We start from the raw sequence: 17,844 nt of genomic DNA on the forward strand, positions 1-17,844 counted from the left end.
AGCCACGATTTTGGATCCATTCCGTAGCCGTGCAAGAGGTAGATAGACGCCATTTTCTCCCCTTTAGCGGCGCTTTCGGGTAAAATCGCGATCGCCTCGATCCTCTTTTGCATAACGCTCCCGATACAGCAAACGCGCGTATTAAACAATGTTGATATTGCCGACAAGCGCCAAGCCGCGCGGGTTTGGCAAGTTTCTATCGGTTTTGTTTGCCGCTTTTACGTCTGCCGAAATTACTAAATATCGCTCTTGGCTTAACCTTTGTCGCATTATGCGTTGTTTTTGAAAGCGCCTTTTATTATATGGCGATAAAAACGCCGACCTCTTTATATACAAGATCAACCGCTCGCGGCATTAAAGACCTAGTTCAAGATACCTTTTACGCTAACTAGCGGCGCGGGTTTCTGAAAAACTGCGAACGGCTATTTCTTGTAGTTTATCGCGCTTTTGCCCGCTCGATCGCGATCATATCGAGCCGGTCGCGCTTTGGAAAATCGACGCTTCGGTAAAGTTCGCGCGATCAGTTTTATCGCCTAAACCTAATTGACCTTGCTTGTTATTTCCAGCGACATAAACTTTGCCGTCGCCTGTTAGAGCGACGGAGTGATCGCTTCCCGCAGAGATAGCGATAACGCCGCGTAAATCTATAACTTCGGTAAAACTCGCTCGATGATCGTCGTCGCCTAAACCTAATTGACCCTGCTTGTTATTTCCCGCGACATATACCCTGCCGTCGTCCGTTAGGGCAAGGGAGTGATAACTTCCCGCAGAGATAGCGATAACGCCGCGTAAATCCGGAACTTCGGTAAAGCGCAAGCGATTGGTATTATCGCCTAAACCTAGCCGACCATAGTAGTTATTTCCCGCGACATATACCCTGCCGTCGTCCGTTAGGGCGACGGAGTGATCGCTTCCCGCGGAGATAGCGATAACGCCGCGTAAATCTAGAACTTCGGTAAAGCGCAAGCGATTGGTATTATCGCCTAAACCTAATTGACCTTGCTCGTTATATCCCGCGACGTAGATCCTGCCGTCGCCTGTTAGAGCGATGAAGTGATCGCCTCTCGCGCTAATTTTTAATACGCCCGCGCCGTTTCGCCGATAAGATAAAGGCCGGCGCCGATTTTGCGGCGTTGCGATCGATTGGTTATTATCGCCGCGCAGGAGAGACGCTAATAGATCGACGATTTCGCAAGCCGCCGTCTCATTTATACAACGCTCCTCTTTCAAACGCTTAATCTGAGTTTTCTTGCAAGCGGCTAGATCGATTGCGTTTGCGATCTTTTTTGGCGCTCCCGTCTCGATCGCGATCATCAGCAAGCGCCGCTCTCGCTCAAATCCGCCCTTTGCGTAGTCGTTTAAAAACGCTTTGCATTTTGTTGGATCGAGCAGAATGTTTTTGCCCCGTTCGGACGCCAGCCTTTGCGCGATCGATATAAACTCGGAGTCCATTTTTGTCTCTTTGATTTTTGTTATGATTTTACCACAAGCGCGAGCGCTAACATATCGCGCCGATCGCTTTTGCGCGTTTCTTATAGGGCAAGCGGTTTATGCCGCGAGGTAGCCGCTCGCGGCGAGAAAAAGGCGTCATTCGTGCCGCAACGCTTCGATCGGGTCTAGCATAGCGGCTTTTCGCGCGGGAAAGTAGCCGAACACCACGCCCACCAGCGCCGAAAATCCAAAACTTATCGCGATGATGGTCTGATTATACACGTATGGAATGCCAAACGCGCCCGTAACGAAATACGCCGCGATCAGCCCAAGCGCGATCCCCGTTAAACCGCCGAGCGACGAGAGCGTTACCGCTTCCACTAGAAACTGCGTTAAAACTTCGCTTTCAAGCGCGCCGATCGCCAAACGAATGCCGATCTCGCGCGTGCGCTCCGTTACGGAGACAAGCATAATATTCATAATTCCTATTCCGCCGACAAGCAGACTGATAGCCGCCACGCCGCCGAGCAGATAGGTAAGCGTTTTTGTGGTTTCGGCGTAGGCGTTCATCAGCTCTTTGGTGTCGCGGATAAAGAAGTTGTCCGTCTGTTCGGCTCGCAGTTTGCGCCGCTCTCTAAGCAGGCTGTTTATATCCGCTTTGATCGTTTCGGAGTTCGCCGACGGATCGATCGAAAGATAGACGTTGCGAATATCGCCGTTGCCGCTTATGCGCCTTTGAAAGAGCGCGATCGGGATAATAATCAGATCGTCTTGATCCATTCCAAAGGTGGACGCGCCTTTACTCTCCAAAACGCCTATCACCTCGCACGAGAAGCGATCTAGGCGCACCAGCGATCCTATGGGGCTCGCCTCGCCAAAAAGCGCCTTGCGCGTCGTTTCGCCTAGAATGCACGACGACGAGCCGCTTCGCTGCTCGCTCGGCTCGAATACCCTGCCCGAACTTAACGCCCAATCTCTAGCCTCCATATAGCCGTTTTCCGTTCCCGTTATGGTGGTGATATAGGCGTTTGCGCCAAAAACGGCGGTTAGGCTTCGCGTAGAGACGGGCGCGGCGGCTCTGATCCCCGCTATATCGCTTCGGATCGCCTCTATGTCGCTCGCCTTAAACGGCGGCGCGTTGTTGTCCATGCCGGGCGTTCTGCGCTCTTGACCGGGTTGCAAAATCAGCATATTCGTTCCAAGTTTGGACAACCCGTCGGTAATAGATCGCGTCGCCCCGTCGCCCAGCATCACCATAGCGATCACGCTCGCCACGCCGATCACCACGCCAAGCGCGGTGAGAAACGATCTAAGCAGATTGCGCCGAATTTCTCTAATCGCCAGCAAAAAGGCGTTCAGTATCATTTGCGCTCCTCGATCTCGCCGTCGCGGAAGCGTATAATCCTCCGCGCGTATTTCGCCATCTCCTCTTCGTGCGTAACCATCACGATCGTAACGCCGCGATCGCGGTTAAAACTTTGCAGCAGCTCCATCACCTCGACGCTTCGCGCGCTATCGAGGTTTCCCGTCGGCTCGTCGGCGAGCAAAGCCAGCGGCTTGGTTACGATCGCCCGCGCGATCGCCACGCGCTGCTGCTGACCGCCGCTAAGCTCGGCTGGCGTATGGCTTTCAAAACGCGCTAGTCCCACCTGCTCCAACGCCTCCAGCGCGATCTTTCGGCGCTCGGCGGCTTTCATGCCGCGATATATTAGCGGCAGCTCCACATTCTCGCGCGCGGTGGTGCGTCCAAGCAGGTTAAAACCCTGAAAGATAAAGCCTATATACTGTCTTCTAAGCATAGCTTTTTTGTCGCGGCTAAGAGCGCCCACGCTTAAGCCGCCAAAGAGATATTCGCCGCTAGAGGGCGAATCGAGGCAGCCGATAATGTTCATCGAGGTGGATTTGCCGCTTCCGGAGGGTCCCATAATAGCGGCAAACTCGCCCTCGTCGATCTTCATATCCACGCCCTTTAGCGCGATCGCCTCGCCTTCGCCTCTGCCATATACGCGCCCGACTCGTCTAAACTCAATCATTGCGCCGTTTGCCTAATAGAGGTTATAACAAGCGCGTTTTCGTCTATCCCTTCGCCCTCGATCACGGTAACCGCGCCGTCGGTGTCGCCGCGTTTTACCCGCGTCATTTTGGGAGCGCCGTTTTCGAGCAGGAATATCCTATCGCCCTGAAGTCGTTCGCCCGTCGGTCTCGCGTTTGGCGGACGATTGGAGACGCTAAACATATTGGCGTTTCGTTGTATGGGGGGCGTAAAACGAAAAGCGGCGTTTGGAACCACCAGCGCGTTCGAGGCTTGATTGGTTACGATCGAAGCCTGCGCGGTCATTCCGGGGCGCAATAGCCCGTCGGAGTTATCGACTAAAACGACGGCGTTATAGGTAACTACGCCGCTCGTGATCTGACTGCCAAGCCGCACCTGAGAGACGGAGCCGTTGAACTCGCGGTTTGGATAGGCGTTCACTCTGAAGGTTACGAGCTGTCCGTCTTTGACTTCGCCCACGTCGGCTTCGTCTATCGCCACAATCACCTGCATTTTTTTCAAATCTTCCGCAATGGTAAATAGCGTCGGAGTTTGCATAGACGCGGCGACGGTTTGCCCGACGTCGACTTCGCGGGTTAGCACGATGCCTTCGATAGGCGAGACGGCGACCGCTTTTTTTAGGTTCTCCTCGTCCGTTAAAACGTCCGCTTCGGCTTGCTCTAGCTGCGCTTTGGAGGCGCTTAGAGAGGCGGCGGCGCGATCAAAGGCGGCTTTGGCGCTATCCATCTCCTTTTGCGAGGGGTAAGCGCCATTTGTGCTTGCAAACACCTGACGCAATCGGTTTAGTTGGAGTTTCGCCTCGTTTGCCGCCGCCTCGTTTGAAAGCAGATTCGCCCGCGCGACTTTGAGTTTGGCGCGCGAGCTATTCAGCGAGCTTTCGAGCTTAACCGTATCCAACCGCGCTAGTATCTGCCCCGCTTTGACGGGATCGTTGTAATCTACTAGCACCTCTCTAAGCGTTCCCGAAACCTCTATGCCGACCGTTACGGTGCGAAGCGGCTCTAAATTGCCCGTAGCCTGAACCGTTACCCGCAAATCCTGTCTTTTGATCGGCGCGGTAACATATTGCGGCTGCGCGTCGCCGTTATTGAAAAAAATAAACCATGCTACGATCGCCACAATGGCGATCAGCGCCGAAAAAGCGGCGATATATCTCTTTTTGCCGCTTCGCGCGCCAAGAGAATCGATCTGCACCGTTCTGTTCATTGCGTCTCCTTGTCGATTGCGTAATATAATTTTGCCAACTCGATCTGAATGGCTATCTGATTGGATTCTATCTCCAGCCGATCGCTCGCGCGGGAGTTTTCCAGCGTTTGGAGATCAAATCGGCTAACCGATCCGCTTTGCGCCTGCGCGCGCGTTATGTTGATAAGCGAGTCGTAAAGCGCGATATTGTCTTTGGAGACCTCTATGCTTTTTTGCGTGGTTTCGATCGCGCTTTTGCTTTGGGCGTAGGCGCGCTTGACGTCCTCGATCGTCGTCCGCTCCTGCGATTTGGTTCTAAGCGCCTCTAGCTTTTTCTCCTCGATCGCCCACCCCTCCGTAACGCTCAAAGGCATGGAGAGCGACAGCCCGTAGCTATACGAGTCGCGATCGGGAGATTCGCTGTAAGAGCGGCTTACGCTCGCGCGAGCGCTTATGGCGGGCAGATAGGAGCTAACCGTTATCGTTTGCTGAACCCGCGCCGTCTGGCTTTGGATTTTGGCGAGTTTCGCCGAGATAGAGTTTTCGACATACTCCTCTTGGTCGATTTGCGCAAACGGCGCGAGCGGGATTGTTTCGGCTCTTAACGGCGTCAGTTTCGCGATCTCTTCAAGGCGCGAAAGATTTTGATTTTGTAGCTCTAGGCGCGTTTTTTGCAGGTTGTTTTTGGTTTGAAGCGCGTCGTTTAGCTGGGTAATATCGGCTTCGCCCGCCTCGTATTGCCTCTGTTTGATCAGCAGCGCGATCTCGGCATTTTTAATGTTTAGGTCGTTTTGTCGAAGGCGAATTTGATCTTGCTTCAACTGCAAAAGCAGCGTCGCTAGGCTTTGCAGGTAGCCGTTGCGCTCCGAAATCAGTTGAAGGCGCGCCGCCCTAGCCGATAGTTCGGCGTTGTCGATCGAGGCGATAATGCCGCCCGATTTGAAAATATCCTGACTAAAGTTCGCGCTAACCGATTCGCTTCTGCTCCAGTCGGAGACGTTCGAGTTTTTGCTTTCCGTTACCGATCCGCTTAGGCTTACGTCTCCCACAAAGTCGTATTTCTGCCGTTTGCGCGCGGCTTCGATCGCCGCCTCCTTGTGCGCGATCGCGCTTTGAATATCGTCGCTTAAATGCGAAATATCCAGCGCGAAGGCGTTTGCGCCGAGCAGCAATAAAGCGGCGCCAACCCCCCCGCGCCTCATCGCCCTAGCTTTTCCGTCGTCAAATAGACGGCTATAAACCTAAGCGGCGCGACAAACATTTTCCAATCCATATTTCTGCCTTCGGCTAAAAGATGGAGCATTGTTACCGCGCGCGGTGAAGTTTGCGTGAAAACGAAACGTATATTTAAATTTAATTTTACGCCGACCGCCGCTCGCGATAGAGAGATCAAAGCCGTTTCTTGCGCGGGCAAAATGAAATTGCGGTATCGATTTGGAACTCTCGCCGCAAAATCCGCAAATTACGCGGAATGAAAATTTGACCTAAAAAACCGCCGCCGATCGGCGCGAGGCGCGTTAAAACGTTTTAAGCGTTTCGATTACGCGCGCGACCTCGTCGTCGCTTAGCGCGGCGTGGCACGGAATGGAAAGCGCCGCCTCGTAAAACGCCTCCGCGTTTGGCAGCGGCTTTTGATCGGGCGATAACGAACGATAAAAAGAGTGGCGATATATCGGTTTGTAATGCGTCTGCGCGCCTATCCCTTTTTCGCGCAGCGCGACGAACAGTTTTGCCTTGTCGATCGAGCGATCAAGTAAAACGGGATAGAGATGGCGGCTACGCCTTTTTTGCGACGTTTTTAGCGGTCTGATTCGCTCCGTTTTGGCGAACGCCTGATCGTAAAACGCGGCGAGATCCTCGCGCCGCCTGATCGTATCGTCGAGTTTCGTTAGCTGCGAAACGCCTAACGCGCAGTTAATATCGCTAATTCTATAATTGAAGCCAAGCGCGACCATATCCTGTTCCCACAGATCGCCGCGCTCGATCCCGTGCGATCGCAAAAGCCGTAGCTTTTTAGCCGTCTCAGGATTGTCCGTTACGATCGCGCCGCCTTCGCCGGTCGTGATCGGTTTGACGGGATGGAAGCTAAAAACGCCTGCATCGCCGAACCTCCCCGCGCTCTTATTCGCCGCGTCAAAGCTGCCGATCGCGTGCGCCGCGTCCTCGATCACGACGAGGTTATGCCGCGCGGCGATCGCGTTTATCGTCTCCATATCGCAAAGGTTGCCGGCGTAGTGCATAGGCGCGATCGCTTTGGTTTTGGTGGTGATTAGCGCTTCTACGGAGCGCGGATCGATTAGCCCGTTTTCAAACGTTATATCCGCGAAAACGGGCGTAGCGCCGCAGTAGAGAGCGGCGTTGGCGGTGGCTACGAAGGTGATCGCGGGAACGATAATCTCGTCGAGCGGGCTTAAACCGGCGGCTAAGTAAGCGCAATGCAATCCAGCCGTCGCGCTCGATACCGCAATCGCGTATTTTGCGCCGGTATAGTCGCGCAGCGCGTTTTCAAACGCGTCGATCGCCGCGCCTTGCGTCAAAACGCCGCTGTTCAGCGCGGCGCAAACCTTTTTTACGTCGTTATTGTCTATTATTTGCGAAGCGTAACGATCCAAGTACATCGCGCAACTTTAACCTCTTTAATAATCGCGGCGCGCGTCAACGAAACGCGCGTTTTGATAGGGCGCGACCTCTATTCAAGATTTCTGAGCTTCTCTTCGGCTTGCGCTTCTATCTCCGCCTGTCGTTGCGCTTGTAGCTCTTTAATATAGTTCGCCATATCTTCAATGTCCTGATCCGTAAAACGCCTTACGTTGGTGGACATAATTTTTGCGTTGCCGGAAGAGGTTTGATAGTTTTCCCTATACCTTGTAAGAGCGTAAGATATTTGATCTTTGGTTAGCGCTCCGGGAGCGGTTCTTGATCCCATCGGTTTTTCAGCGTATTTTCCATGGCAAATTTGACATTGCCTATACAGCGTTCGAACGTCGGAAAATAACGCCGTCGCCAATACGAGCGCGAGTAGCATGCACCTCATCTTCACCCTTTTTTTGGACGTTATGGGTATATTATATCGTATTTGCTAGGCAGATGCAAAAAGCGTTCTCGCGGCTTTTGATCAGCCGAGCGAACGCGAGAGTTTATCGACGTATTCCTTGAAGCAATCCACGATTTCGCCTATGGCGATTTCGTCTAGCCCCGTGATCCCTTTTAGCTTCACGATCAGCCCTTCGCACTCTCGCGCTCTGGAAAAAACAATATCTGGATATTTGCTCTCTTTAAGTAGCGCGAGCGAGCTTTTGATCAGGTTGATCAATCGTTTTACGTCCTCTTCTTTCGATTCGTCGTAGCTAAAAGCGAATCGTTTGCCAGCCACAATCAACGCGCCCGATTTGCGCCGATTGATCGTTTCTTGTTTTGTTTCTTTTGCCTTTGATTGGGGGCGTTCGTCGCTTTCGATCGGCTCTACGCCGCCGCCAAAACGCGATCTGAGCTGCCATAAGATGACGATCACCGTTATAATCAACGCCGCGCCAAGCGCGATTAGCAATAGCGATAAGCCTGCTTCTTCCAAAGGATCCGTTTCTTCGTTTATGTTTGTTTTTTCAAGCAAAAACCGCGCCAAAATTTGACGAGCAGTTTTTACGGAGACGGCGCGCGCGAAAAAGTCGGCAAGAGGAGATCGCGCTTAGCGCCGCGTTATAAAAGGCAAAACGACCTCGATCGTCAATCCCATAGCGCAACTCGTATAGCCGCTACGCGAAATTATATACGGCTTCGCGAAGCTCTCGACCATAATCGCGCCCGCTTTGCCGCGCCAATCGCCGTCGTCTAAATAGCGCTCCAGGTCGGCTTCGTCGAAGCGCGCGAATTGATAACGCGTTTGACTAATGTCGATCAACTCTTTAGACGGCGAATGAAAAACCGAGCAGGTAACGATTGAAACGTCGTTTCCGCTTTGTAACAACAACTTTTCTTTCGCGTCTTCGCGATCGCGCGCTTTTCTTAATAGCCTGTTTTGGACGCAGACCGCCGTGTCCGCCGCGATAATAGAGCGCGCTTCGCCAAAACGCGCGATCGCGTTCGCCGCTTTGCCGGTCGCGGCGCGATAGACAAACTCAAAAGGGGGCGAATCGCCTAAGCTCTCTTCGTCAAAATCGCTCGGACGGCTTTCAAACGCTACGCCGGCGGCTGTCAACAGCGCGGCTCTAGAGGGCGAAGCCGAAGCGAGAATCAACGTCATACGGCGATCGCGCGATTAAATCGCATAGTCTAAAACTCCTTTAACCGCGCTAAGTCTAGCGCCGCTTAATTTATATAATCGGCGAGCGCGAAGATCTTAGGGCTTTTTGAACGCTTAATATCCGCGTTTTGATATGATCCGGCAATGCGCGAAAAAGAACGGTTTGCGAGAGGTTTTACGCTGCTAGAGGTTGTGATCGCTACGCTGATCGCGTCGATAGCCGCGATCGCGGTTTTGAATATTGGATTGCAGAGCTCAAAGCTGCCCGATCAGATCAAAAAGCGAGAGGCGCTGTCCGCGCCGCTGTCGATCGCCGCGTTGCACGGCAAAAAGGATTTTCACAATACCGAGCGGACGCTGGAGAGCATGCTCGGCGGCGCTTATGTTATCGATCACGACGGCTTAAAGAGCTATTTGCGAGAGCGATCGGTTCTATACGCCGAAGAGATTGTCGATCGTTACGAGATCGTAGCGGAGGGTTATGAAATTGCGCAAATGCCCAGCTTTGGGATTATCGCGAGAACCGTCGGCGCAAGCGGCTTAGAGGGCAGAATCTACGCGATAGAACGCGAATAGAGCGTCTTTGATTAAGCGCGCGAAATAAACCGCCGCCGTATTGAATATAAGACGCAAACAAAAGCGGCTTTCGGAGCGCAAATGCCTTTTAGGCAAAACCAAACGCCGCAACGCGATCGCGAAACGCGACTTAAAAGCCAATAAACCTACATACCGCAAACGGCTTCATTCTTAATTTTCCGTTAAGTCGCGTTTTGTTTATCTTTTTATGTCTCAACGCGACAAAGCCGTCAAACGGCAAACCAAACGCCGTCCATATTTCAACCCGCGCCATACCGCCCCCTCTCGTCATACCCGCGAAAAGCGATAGGGCGGCTTCCGCCCGTAATCGAAGGCGGGTATCCAAATACGCCGAAGGCGCGAAAAGTCCGTGTCATACCCGCGAAAACATTCGTCTTTTTGTCGTTCCGCGAAAGCGGGAATCCATCTTTATTAAAGCAATCATAATATAAGCGTATGTATTGCGTAGATTTTTTAACCTTGTTTTATGGATTACCGAATTTCTTGCGCGCCTGCGTTCGCAAGCAAGCGGGCGCTTCGCGTGAATAACAAAGAGGGCGTGAAAATGAAGTTATTCGCGGCGCGGTTTTGGTGGGTTTAGAAGCCGCGTTTTACGCGTTTGTCGCGTCGCGTTTGGCTTGTTGAACAGAGCGCGGTTGTTCGGACTCCCGCGCGATCCTAAATGAGAATCAAAGCCGAATCGGGCGCGAATCGCCATAGGCGATAACGGCGGAGGCGTTACAGGCGTTTATTCCTCTCGAAAGGTTAAGGACGCGCGTATAACCGAGTTCGCGCATAGTCTGCGCGCTTAACGCGCTTCTTGAGCCGTTGGAGCAATACAGGATATAGAGGCGTTCTTTGTCTTTAAGTTTTTTAACCTTTGGGTAAAAGCCGCTCGCGTGTAAAACGACGTCCGTCCCGTCGATGTAACAGCGCATACGCTCGTATTTTTCCCGCGTGTCGATCAAAACAAAATCCGCTTCGCCCGTCGCTCTCGCCGACAAAAGCGCTTCAAGCGTAGCGACGTCGATTGTCTTTTGCTCCGATAATAAACTAAATTTCTTCGCGTTCATAACCGCGCTTTCTCTGTGCGGCGCTCTTATAAACAATCTCGATCTTAGTAACCAGAACGGACGTTTTACGGTTTTTGTAAGCGGCTAAACGATAATCGTTATTTGCAATAATCGCCGCAATCTTCTTCTTCGCTATAACCGCCGTAAAATTGACTTTGCTCTTGCTTAGCCGCCGGTTGCTCTTGCGTTGACGACGCTTGGGGTTCCGCGTCGATCGCCGGTTCTTCCGTTCCGTCTTCCTCCTCTAGCGCGAGCGTTTCGTCTTCGGAAGGCGCGGCGGTTTCGTCGCTCGCCAAACCGGCGTCGCTTTGCGTAGCCGCTTCGCTTGTCGGCGAGCTTTGCTCTTCCGTTTGACGCAAAGAAGCGTCGCTCGCTTCGCCGTCAGACGCTCTTTTGCCGTAAAAAGAGAAGACGGCGTATTTGGTATAGCCGTCTAAACTTCCGGAATCGACTAGCGTATCGCCCGCCGATAAAATTTGGGCGGCTACGCCGATACAAAGCGCCGCTTTAAGAACTGATTGCATTGTCGCTCCTTGCTTTTGTTAAACGCAATTATTTCGCTTGTATCCTTAAAAGAGCGGCGTAATTTATTTGAAGCCGCCATTTTAGCCCATGTGATCGAAAAGCGTTTTTACGCCGACGCCAATAAGAACCAGTCCGCCGACGATCAACGCGCCGCTTTCAAATTTCGCGCCCGCCTTTTTGCCAAATTCAAAACCGGCGAACGACGCGATAAACGTAATAACGCCAAAGACGAGCGCCGCGATCAAAACGTTATCGTCGATCACGCTAAGCGTAACGCCGACCGCCAGCGCGTCGATGCTAGTGGCGACGGAAACGACGATCAGCGCCTTGAAACTCAATATATTTGAAGCGCCCGAACGCCCGCCGCCGCGCGCTCCGTCGATAATCATCTTAGCGCCTATCGCAAACAGCAGAATAAACGCCGCCCAGTGATCAAACGCCGCGATATACGACAAAAACGACGCGCCGAGAAACCAGCCGATACAGGGCATAAGAAACTGAAAAAAGCCGAAGGCGAGCGACGCTCGCAGAGCGTAAAAGCGGTTAAGGTCTTTGCCGCTTATCCCCGCGCCTATCGACACCGCCAGCGCGTCCATCGAAAGACTAAGCGCGATCAATACGCGCGCGATCCATATTTCTAACAACAGGCGGCTCCAAAACTAAACGCCGCGCCGCGAACGGCGCTAACGTTTGTCGGCGCGCAGACCTTCACGCGAAATGCTCCGAAAACAAACTAACGTCGTCGCCCGTTTTTCCCTCTTTAGCTGCGTTTTTTAGGGCGGCGGACATCATCAGCTTAATTCGGTTCAACTGATTTACTTCCGACGCGCCCGGATCGTAATCAATCGCGGTGATATTGGCGTTTGGATAGCTCTCTTTGAGCGCCTTGATTACGCCTTTTCCCACAATATGGTTAGGCAGGCAGGCAAACGGCTGCATGCAGACGATATTGGGCGCGCCCGATTCGATCAGCTCGACCATCTCGCCCGTCAAAAACCATCCTTCGCCCGTTTGATTGCCGCGCGACAAAAACGGCGCGGCGCCAAACGCGATACGATCAATCGACGAGGGCGGATCAAACCGCTCGCTTCTCTTTAACGCCCGTTTCATATCTTTGCGGTAAAACTCCATAGCTTTAATCGCCGCGTTAGCCGCGAGCGCCGCTAGGCGGCTACGCGACAGAAAACGGCGGTTGAAGTCGTAATCGTAGGCGCAATAGAGCAGAAAGTCCATGAGTCCGGGCATAACCGCTTCGCCGCCTTCGCGCTCGATAATCTTTACTACGTCGTTGTTGGCGCCCGGGTGAAACTTCACCAGTATTTCGCCCACCAATCCCACTCGCGGTCTGCGTTCGCCCGCCAACTCCAGCGCGTCAAACTCGCGGACAATTTCGTGGATATTCTTTCTGAAGGTTTTCATCTCGCCGTCATAGACGGACTCTTGGCATATTGGAACCCATTTTTGATAGAGCGCTTCGGCGGACCCGGCGATCTTCTCATACGGGCGGACGCGAAAGAGGACGTTCGACAGCAGATCGCCATAGACTATGCCCATCATTACGCGGTGCAAAAATTTGCCGCCGATCTTAAAGCCGTCGTTTTTTTCCATGCCCACCGCGTTAAACGAGACGACCGGCACGTTTGGAAAACCGCTATCGACAAGCGCCTTCCTCAAATAAGCGATATAGTTGGTGGCGCGGCAGCCGCCGCCCGTTTGCGAGATCATTACGGCGGTTTTATTGGGATCGTATTCGCCCGATTTCATCGCCTCGATCACCTGTCCCACCACCATAATCGAGGGATAGCAAGCGTCGTTATTCACATATCTTAAACCCCAATCGATCGTCTGCGGCGCGATCTCTTCTAGCAGCTTAAACTTGTAACCGCCCGCGCGGAACACGGAGTCCAAAAACTGAAAATGCATAGGCGACATCTGCGGCGCGATAATCGTATAGTCCTCTTTCATCGCTTCGGTGAAAGGAACGCGCTTGTATTTGGAGGCGCTAAGCCCCGCGTAGTTTTGCTCCCTCCCGCCGCGTTCGTTCAACGCCGCTTTGAGCGAGCGAATGCGAATGCGCGCCGCGCCCAGATTCGAGCCTTCGTCGATTTTGATCGCCGTATATATTTTGCCGCTTAACGATAGTATCTCTTGAACCTGATCGGAGACGATTGAATCCAGCCCGCACCCAAACGAGTTGAGATGAATAACGTCGATCGCCTCGCTAGTCGCGCTAAAAGCGGCGGCGCGGTAGAGCCGCGAATGATACGTCCATTGATCGACGACGCGAAGCGGCGCGTCCAGCTTGCCAAGATGGGCGATAGAGTCTTCTGTTAATACCGCCATGCCGAGCGAGGTAATAATCTGCGGTATGCCGTGATGAATCTCCGGATCAATATGATACGGTCGCCCGCACAAGACCACGCCGCGCTTGCCGCTCGATTTTAGATAGGCGATAACCTCCTCGCCTTTTTGGGCTATGTCGCGCCTTGCCTTTTCCTGCTCGCTCCACGCTAGATTAAGCGCGCGGCGGATTCTAAAACCTGAAATTTTAGGAAAAGCGCGCGAAAGCTGTTTTGCCAACTTGCCTTTATCCTCTAGCGATAAAAACGGTTGAATCAAGCTAACGCCGCTCTCTTTCAAGCGGTCGATATTGTTGCGAACAAGTTCTGGATACGACGTTACGACGGGGCAGTTAAAGTGATTGTGCGCGTCGCCAAACTCCTTTTTCTCGTATATGACGCACGGGTAGAAAATGGTTTTAACGCCGTTTTTTATCAGATCGACGATATGCCCATGCACCAGCTTAGCGGGGTAGCAAACCGTATCGGACGCCAGCGTGTCCAAGCCTTGCTCTAACAGCGCTTTAGACGAGTGCGCGGATACTCTGACCTCGTAGCCAAGTTCGGTCAAAAAGGTATGCCAAAGCGGATAGTTCTCGTAGATATTGAGCGCGCGCGGAATACCGATAACGCCAAGCGGCGCGTTCCCGCGCGGTTCGTAGTCGAAAATCCGCTTGTATTTGTATGCGTATAGGTCGATCTCGTCGTTTTCCTTCTTGGATTTGCCCGCGCCGCGATCGCAACGGTTGCCGGAAATAAACCTTCGCCCGTCCGAAAAGCGATTGACGGTCAAAGAGCAGGAGTTGGCGCATAAACCGCACCGCGCCATAGAGCGCTTAACGTCGAAACTCGCCAGCTCCTCGACGGGCAACATCGCGCCGATTTCTACGCCTTTCCAGCGCTCTTTGGCGATCAGCGCCGATCCAAACGCGCCCATCAACCCCGCTATATCGGGTCGCACAGCCTCGCGTCCGGAGATAAGCTCGAAGGCGCGCAAAACCGCGTCGTTATAGAACGTGCCGCCCTGAACGATGATCTTTTCGCCCAGCTCTTCGGAGCTTTTGATCTTGATAACCTTAATTAGCGCGTTTTTGATCACGGCGTATGAGAGACCCGCCGAAATATCCGCGATCGACGCGCCCTCCTTTTGCGCCTGTTTTACGCTGGAATTCATAAACACCGTGCAACGCGAGCCTAGATCGGAAGGCGCGCGCGACTTTAGCGCCGCCGCCGCGAAGTCGGCGATCGGCGTTTGAACCGACTGCGCGAAGGTCTCCAGAAACGACCCGCAGCCCGAAGAGCAAGCCTCGTTTAGCAGTATATTGTCGATTACGCCGTCTTTGACGCGCAGGCATTTCATATCCTGCCCGCCAATATCGAGAATAAAATCCACGCCCGGCAAAAAGTATTCGGCGGCTTTGTAGTGAGCGATCGTTTCAACTTCGGAGAAGTCCAGCTTAAACGCTTCGCGAATCAGCGCTTCGCCGTAGCCCGTTACGGAAGAGGCGGCGATTGTTACGTTACGCGGCAGCAGCGAATAGACCTTTTCCAAGATTGCCCCTACCGCTTTGATCGGATCGCCCTCGTTGCCGCCGTAATGCGAGAATAACAGCTCGTTGTTTTCGCCGATCAAAACCGCTTTTGTGGTGGTAGAGCCGCCATCGATACCCAAAAACGCCGCTCCGACGTAATCGGACAGATTGGCGCGTTTGGCTTTAGCGCGGCTGTGGCGCGCGTCAAACTCGGCTTTTTCTCGCTCGTCCGCGAAGAGCGCTCTAAGAGCGCTTATATTCGACGCGGCGGAGATTGTAAGCCGTTTGAACGCGGCGGCTACTTGCGAAAGCGCGAGCGTCTTGTTTAGATCGCTATATAAAGCCGCGCCGATCGCCACAAAAAGCTCGCTATCTTGCGTCGCCACGACGTTTTCGGGCTGTAGTTGCAAGGTTTCAATAAAACGCTTTTTAAGCTCCGGCAGGAAGTTAAGCGGACCGCCCAAAAACGCGACGTTTCCGCGAATTTTGCGTCCGCAGGCAAGCCCGCTGATCGTTTGGTGCGCGACCGCTTGCAAGGTCGATAGCGCTATATCCTCGCGCGGAGCGCCCTCGTTTAGGAGCGGCTGAACGTCGGTTTTGGCGAACACGCCGCAACGCGCGGCGATCGGGTAGATATTCTCCGCGCGGCTTGCCAGCTCGTTTAGCCCCGCCGCGTCGGTTTTAAGCAGCGTCGCCATCTGATCGATAAACGCGCCCGTGCCGCCCGCGCACGATCCGTTCATTCGTTGCTCTACGCCGTTTGTTAAAAAGGTGATTTTCGCGTCCTCGCCGCCAAGCTCGATTGCTACGTCGGTATGCGGCGCGAAGGTTTCGATCGCTTTAGCGCAGGCGATCACCTCTTGAACAAATCCAAAACCCAAAAGCTCGGCTACGCCCACGCCGCCCGATCCCGTTATCGTTACGGCGAGTTTGGCATCTGGCGCCAACGCGCCGCTTTTGCATAGTTCCTCCACGCTCCGCGCCGTCGTTTCGCGCACCTCTGAATGGTGGCGCAAATAAGATTTGAACGCGATTTCGCCGCGCAGATTCAACGCTACGGCTTTGACGGTCGTCGAGCCTACGTCGATTCCCACGCGATATATATCGTCGTTTATTTTTTCTATTTTCATAGCTCAAATCTCTACGCTAATTTTTTTAATGGCGTTCAATAATATAATAATTATTATTTGAACCGACCCGTTATTCGTTGGCGCAATTGATGGCGGCGCGGTTAATAGGCTAAAAACGAGGGGGGGGGGGGGGCGCTAGCGGCTAAAGCAAAAGTCGCGCTAGAGAGCGAACTAAACGAACGCATACAAAGCTCCTTTTGGTAAAGATATGTCGCTTTATAGCGCAAAACGCATTAAGAAACGACAAAATCGTTGTTTTCGGCGGCGCGTCCAGACGCAGATCGAGGCTCGACCACTAACGCCGGCGTTGGGGCAAACGCAAATACGCCATCGCGGGGCAGAGGGGAAGGCAGGATAGTAAATCCGAATAATCCGCCTCCGCAGAGAAAACTTTACTACGGCGAAGAAGAGGACTCTGACGAGCCAAAACCGCAAACGCCGCCAACAGAAACCAACAAAAAAGAAAGCTGGCAAGACTATGTATAGTCGCGTGATTAAACTAATCGCCTCGTTTGCGTAAGTAATCGTCGAAATACCCTCATATGACATTTTACCCCGTTTTTCCGCAAAAACCGTAAAAAATAATTCTGACCCCTATTTTTCGCGCTCGAAAAAACGTAAATTGCCTCCGTTAAAAGGAGGTTTTTAGATGGACGAGAATAAACAACCCGCCGCCAGCGCTCAAAAGCCCGATCTAAATCAGCTGCTCGCCGAAAAACGGGAGCGGCTAAAGATTCTCGAGGGCGAGTTTGGGCAGTTGGGACAATCGCTTGACGAGGAGTTTTATAGCGATTTGGCAAATCAATTAACGCCCGAAGAGCTAGAGCTTCGTTTCGACGACGATCCAACCGCCTTCGCCAAAGCGATCGAAGCGAAAAAAGAGGCGTTTAAGGCTGAAAGGCTAGGCGCGAGCGAGGAGGAGCTTAACGCTTTAAGACAAGAGGTCGGCGCGTTAAACGATCAGAGCGAAATAGAAGCGGCGCGCCAAGAGTTTTTAAGCGCGCATCCGGAGGTTAATCTCGACGAGCTTAACGCTTACGTTAAAGAAGGTAATTTGACGGGCAAGCAGTTAGCGGAGCTTAACGCGCAACCCGACTATTTGAGCGCGTTCGAATACGTATATGGCGCTATGACGGGCGGCGCGAGCAAAACGGCGGCTGACAAAGCTCCCGCTTTGCCGCCTAGTCAAGATTTAGGCGCGGGCGGCGCGCCCAGCGAAGTCGCGCCCGTAGAGGACGAGTATCTTAAAGCGTTGGGAGTGCGCTAATGCCTGAAATCTTAATTATCGACGGCGGACATAAAGCGGTAGCCAAGCGCGAAGCGCCGCGAAGCGATAGGGCGCTTGCGCCCGCCCGAAGCTCCGAAGGAGCGGAGGTATCGCGTAGGCGAGCGGGTAGCGGAGCGATTAGCGACGAAAGCGAGCGCGAGTTCCAAGAGCGGAGCTTTTGGTCGAAGCGGGGGCTTTGCTCCCGCGAGAAGATACAGGGAGTGCGCTAATGCCTGAAATCTTAATTATCGACGGCGCGGCAAAAACAATCGCTACAGAGGAAGCCGCCGCAAACGAGCCTAAAGAGGAAACCAGAGAGAAATCGTGGGAGATCGAGCGCGACGCAAGAGCTTTGCTCGAAGCCAAAGCGGTCTATGACGACAAGAAGCGGCTTGAAAGAGCCTTGAAACTTATCGACAAGCAAAAAGAGCTTATCGACGGGATCGGCGACGACGAGTATCTAAAAACGCTCGGCGTTAAATAACAAGAAAAG

18 protein-coding genes are annotated in these 17,844 nt (G+C 53.1%); 4 read left to right on the forward strand and 14 right to left on the reverse strand.

From position 1 onward, the window contains the following. Positions 1–465 precede the first annotated feature (465 nt). From LBF86_03640 to maf, 9 genes are all read right to left on the reverse strand, one after another. A complete protein-coding gene (locus LBF86_03640) occupies positions 466–1,452 on the reverse strand; it encodes a hypothetical protein (GenBank protein ID MDR0664595.1) in 987 nt (328 codons plus the stop codon). Between the two features lie 135 nt (positions 1,453–1,587). Beyond that, a complete protein-coding gene (locus tag LBF86_03645; GenBank protein MDR0664596.1) occupies positions 1,588–2,796 on the reverse strand; it encodes an ABC transporter permease in 1,209 nt (402 codons plus the stop codon). Continuing rightward, positions 2,793–3,464: an ABC transporter ATP-binding protein gene (locus LBF86_03650; protein ID MDR0664597.1), complete on the reverse strand. Its 672-nt coding sequence runs from the start codon at positions 3,462–3,464 to the stop codon at positions 2,793–2,795. The genes LBF86_03645 and LBF86_03650 overlap by 4 nt, the downstream gene beginning before the upstream one ends. Then, a complete protein-coding gene (locus LBF86_03655) occupies positions 3,461–4,690 on the reverse strand; it encodes an efflux RND transporter periplasmic adaptor subunit (protein MDR0664598.1) in 1,230 nt (409 codons plus the stop codon). The genes LBF86_03650 and LBF86_03655 overlap by 4 nt, the downstream gene beginning before the upstream one ends. After that, a complete protein-coding gene (locus tag LBF86_03660) occupies positions 4,687–5,871 on the reverse strand; it encodes a TolC family protein (GenBank protein ID MDR0664599.1) in 1,185 nt (394 codons plus the stop codon). The genes LBF86_03655 and LBF86_03660 overlap by 4 nt, the downstream gene beginning before the upstream one ends. A gap of 315 nt (positions 5,872–6,186) precedes the next feature. Further along, a complete protein-coding gene (pseC, locus tag LBF86_03665) occupies positions 6,187–7,287 on the reverse strand; it encodes a UDP-4-amino-4,6-dideoxy-N-acetyl-beta-L-altrosamine transaminase (protein ID MDR0664600.1) in 1,101 nt (366 codons plus the stop codon). A 71-nt stretch (positions 7,288–7,358) separates the two neighbouring features. Next, a complete protein-coding gene (locus tag LBF86_03670; protein ID MDR0664601.1) occupies positions 7,359–7,703 on the reverse strand; it encodes a hypothetical protein in 345 nt (114 codons plus the stop codon). Between the two features lie 81 nt (positions 7,704–7,784). Further along, complete coding sequence (locus LBF86_03675) at positions 7,785–8,240, reverse strand: hypothetical protein (protein ID MDR0664602.1); 456 nt, start codon at positions 8,238–8,240, stop codon at positions 7,785–7,787. A 114-nt stretch (positions 8,241–8,354) separates the two neighbouring features. Continuing rightward, entirely contained in the window at positions 8,355–8,909 is a 555-nt protein-coding gene (gene maf, locus LBF86_03680) for a septum formation inhibitor Maf (protein ID MDR0664603.1), read from the reverse strand. Positions 8,910–9,053: 144 nt separating this feature from the next. Between maf and LBF86_03685 the strand changes: the two genes are divergently transcribed. Beyond that, the gene (locus LBF86_03685) at positions 9,054–9,485 is read left to right on the forward strand and encodes a type II secretion system GspH family protein (protein ID MDR0664604.1); all 432 of its coding nucleotides are present in this window, start codon (positions 9,054–9,056) and stop codon (positions 9,483–9,485) included. A gap of 130 nt (positions 9,486–9,615) precedes the next feature. Here LBF86_03685 and LBF86_03690 read toward each other — a convergent pair whose 3' ends face one another. The 5 genes from LBF86_03690 to LBF86_03710 all read right to left on the reverse strand — a co-directional run bounded on the left by LBF86_03690 (position 9,616) and on the right by LBF86_03710 (position 16,084). After that, the gene (locus tag LBF86_03690; protein MDR0664605.1) at positions 9,616–9,759 is read right to left on the reverse strand and encodes a hypothetical protein; all 144 of its coding nucleotides are present in this window, start codon (positions 9,757–9,759) and stop codon (positions 9,616–9,618) included. A 415-nt stretch (positions 9,760–10,174) separates the two neighbouring features. Next, on the reverse strand, positions 10,175–10,558 hold the full coding sequence (locus LBF86_03695) for a rhodanese-like domain-containing protein (GenBank protein MDR0664606.1): 384 nt from the start codon (positions 10,556–10,558) through the stop codon (positions 10,175–10,177). Between the two features lie 98 nt (positions 10,559–10,656). After that, positions 10,657–11,082 (reverse strand): hypothetical protein, encoded by a 426-nt coding sequence (locus LBF86_03700; GenBank protein ID MDR0664607.1) that lies wholly within the window; start codon positions 11,080–11,082, stop codon positions 10,657–10,659. A gap of 81 nt (positions 11,083–11,163) precedes the next feature. Further along, positions 11,164–11,727: a manganese efflux pump MntP family protein gene (locus LBF86_03705; GenBank protein MDR0664608.1), complete on the reverse strand. Its 564-nt coding sequence runs from the start codon at positions 11,725–11,727 to the stop codon at positions 11,164–11,166. A gap of 64 nt (positions 11,728–11,791) precedes the next feature. After that, positions 11,792–16,084, reverse strand: a complete 4,293-nt coding sequence (locus LBF86_03710; protein ID MDR0664609.1) for a 2-hydroxyacyl-CoA dehydratase — start codon at positions 16,082–16,084, stop codon at positions 11,792–11,794. A gap of 649 nt (positions 16,085–16,733) precedes the next feature. Here LBF86_03710 and LBF86_03715 point away from each other — a divergent pair. From LBF86_03715 to LBF86_03725, 3 genes are read left to right on the forward strand one after another with little or no spacing between them, the layout of a single operon-like run. Next, positions 16,734–17,351 carry a hypothetical protein gene (locus tag LBF86_03715; protein ID MDR0664610.1) on the forward strand — a complete coding sequence of 206 codons (618 nt, stop codon included), beginning with the start codon at positions 16,734–16,736 and terminating at the stop codon, positions 17,349–17,351. Beyond that, positions 17,351–17,581: a hypothetical protein gene (locus LBF86_03720; GenBank protein MDR0664611.1), complete on the forward strand. Its 231-nt coding sequence runs from the start codon at positions 17,351–17,353 to the stop codon at positions 17,579–17,581. The genes LBF86_03715 and LBF86_03720 overlap by 1 nt, the downstream gene beginning before the upstream one ends. After that, positions 17,581–17,835 carry a hypothetical protein gene (locus LBF86_03725; protein MDR0664612.1) on the forward strand — a complete coding sequence of 85 codons (255 nt, stop codon included), beginning with the start codon at positions 17,581–17,583 and terminating at the stop codon, positions 17,833–17,835. Before LBF86_03720 ends, LBF86_03725 begins: the two co-directional genes overlap by 1 nt. Positions 17,836–17,844 lie beyond the last annotated feature (9 nt).

This window comes from Helicobacteraceae bacterium (assembly GCA_031258155.1).
GTDB lineage: Bacteria > Campylobacterota > Campylobacteria > Campylobacterales > SZUA-545 > JAIRNH01.

Bases quoted from the DNA above. Each gene is read 5' to 3' on its own strand.
- LBF86_03655 (MDR0664598.1), bottom strand. From the start codon at position 4,690: ATGAACAGAACGGTGCAGATCGATTCTCTTGGCGCGCGAAGCGGCAAA.
- LBF86_03685 (MDR0664604.1), top strand. From the start codon at position 9,054: ATGCGCGAAAAAGAACGGTTTGCGAGAGGTTTTACGCTGCTAGAGGTT.
- LBF86_03710 (MDR0664609.1), bottom strand. From the start codon at position 16,084: ATGAAAATAGAAAAAATAAACGACGATATATATCGCGTGGGAATCGAC.
- LBF86_03660 (MDR0664599.1), bottom strand. From the start codon at position 5,871: ATGAGGCGCGGGGGGGTTGGCGCCGCTTTATTGCTGCTCGGCGCAAAC.
- LBF86_03700 (MDR0664607.1), bottom strand. From the start codon at position 11,082: ATGCAATCAGTTCTTAAAGCGGCGCTTTGTATCGGCGTAGCCGCCCAA.
- LBF86_03690 (MDR0664605.1), bottom strand. From the start codon at position 9,759: ATGGCGCGGGTTGAAATATGGACGGCGTTTGGTTTGCCGTTTGACGGC.
- LBF86_03695 (MDR0664606.1), bottom strand. From the start codon at position 10,558: ATGAACGCGAAGAAATTTAGTTTATTATCGGAGCAAAAGACAATCGAC.
- LBF86_03650 (MDR0664597.1), bottom strand. From the start codon at position 3,464: ATGATTGAGTTTAGACGAGTCGGGCGCGTATATGGCAGAGGCGAAGGC.
- LBF86_03715 (MDR0664610.1), top strand. From the start codon at position 16,734: ATGGACGAGAATAAACAACCCGCCGCCAGCGCTCAAAAGCCCGATCTA.
- LBF86_03640 (MDR0664595.1), bottom strand. From the start codon at position 1,452: ATGGACTCCGAGTTTATATCGATCGCGCAAAGGCTGGCGTCCGAACGG.
- LBF86_03725 (MDR0664612.1), top strand. From the start codon at position 17,581: ATGCCTGAAATCTTAATTATCGACGGCGCGGCAAAAACAATCGCTACA.
- maf (MDR0664603.1), bottom strand. From the start codon at position 8,909: ATGACGTTGATTCTCGCTTCGGCTTCGCCCTCTAGAGCCGCGCTGTTG.
- LBF86_03645 (MDR0664596.1), bottom strand. From the start codon at position 2,796: ATGATACTGAACGCCTTTTTGCTGGCGATTAGAGAAATTCGGCGCAAT.
- LBF86_03670 (MDR0664601.1), bottom strand. From the start codon at position 7,703: ATGAGGTGCATGCTACTCGCGCTCGTATTGGCGACGGCGTTATTTTCC.
- pseC (MDR0664600.1), bottom strand. From the start codon at position 7,287: ATGTACTTGGATCGTTACGCTTCGCAAATAATAGACAATAACGACGTA.
- LBF86_03720 (MDR0664611.1), top strand. From the start codon at position 17,351: ATGCCTGAAATCTTAATTATCGACGGCGGACATAAAGCGGTAGCCAAG.